At 47.2% G+C, this 1,284-nt stretch carries 1 protein-coding gene; it reads left to right on the forward strand.

Annotated features, from left to right (window positions below; genetic code table 11):
- Window positions 1-558 precede the first annotated feature (558 nt).
- Window positions 559-1,233 carry a hypothetical protein gene (locus ACVRRC_RS21795; RefSeq protein ID WP_472997546.1) on the forward strand — a complete coding sequence of 225 codons (675 nt, stop codon included), beginning with the start codon at window positions 559-561 and terminating at the stop codon, window positions 1,231-1,233.
- The last annotated feature ends 51 nt before the right edge of the window (window positions 1,234-1,284 follow it).

Below are 1,284 nucleotides of genomic sequence, written 5' to 3' on the forward strand. Positions count from 1 at the left end.
GATCTCCTTTGCGTTCTTTGTCAGCAGTAGTTGCATGAGACAATTAACCCATTCGAAACCGTTTGGGAAGAGTCATGAACAACTTTAAATACTGGTTAAAGCTGATGGTTTACCGTTTTACATTGAGCAACGACGATCTGGAAAAGTGCCTGGCAGATCGTCGGAGCATGGACGAGTTTCGCCGATAGGCCGCAGATAGTAAGCAGCGTATGAAACTGCATGAGCGCGCCGGTGGCTGTTGTAATGAAGATGGCGGGGAAGGGATCCCGTTAACATTCCAGGGGGTTAGCCTGAAGGCCTATCGTCCTGCTGAAGTGGTAGATTCACTTTCCAAATCTTCTGTTTCCAATGTTGTTGACCTTTGCTCCCGTCGAAAGCGTCGTGACCTGGTCAATGTCATTTCACATCCGTCGCCCCAAAAGCATTGCGGCCAATAACCAACATTTAAATTAGGGATTTTCAATGTCTACCATGCGACATGTAAAAGTTAGCACCCATTCGATTAAGTCCATTTTCACCGAAACGTGCAAGTCATTTGTGAGCATTTATGGGGTGCTCATGCTGATAGTCCCAATCTTGGTTGGCGGAGGATTACTTGCGCTACTGATGCAACGCCTTTCTATGGCCGATATCGGTTTTTTCATCCTGCAACCTGTTTTCATCGCCTCGCTGGTCATGATGACAATGACTCAGCAAAAAATCACAGGTAAAAGACTCCCCATAAAAAACCACATCCGAAACCTGCTTGTGGTTTTGTTTACCGGTGTTATTGCCACATTCTTGCTGGTATTTGCGCTATGGTGCTTCAGCCTTTATATGCCAACAGCCAGTGCAGCCACTGGTTCCACGCAGGTTCCCGTTCCATTAATAATGGAACCCACTACTCAGCCGCAAGAGTTCCTGTCATTGCTCCCAATCTATTTCAACATGTACAGCCTGGTGACGTTCACTGTTTTGCTCGTCCTGCCAATGATGATCATGTTCATCGGAGCGGTAGTGTGCTGTGAAGGGGCGTTATTCCGTAACTTCAAATCAGTCATCCTGGCCGTGTTCCGCAACGTCAGCATCATGATTGTCATCGCAATGCTATCCCTGGTCGTGTTTGCATTGTGGTCATATACATCACTCAATAGTGACTGGTTGGTTTATACCGCTGTCGTACCCATCGCACTGATCACCGCTGTTATCCACCGCATCGCAGTGCTGTCTTTGCCTGTCGAAATCAAACCATGAGGTTAACCATGAACCCCCTTATCGCTCTATTCATCATAGCGCTATCTCTGG

The sequence above is a fragment of the Stutzerimonas sp. LR2 genome, assembly GCF_055755175.1.

What these genes read in the sequence shown, in the direction of transcription:
- ACVRRC_RS21795 (WP_472997546.1), top strand. Translation starts at nt 559, where the DNA reads ATGCTGATAGTCCCAATCTTGGTTGGCGGAGGATTACTTGCGCTACTG.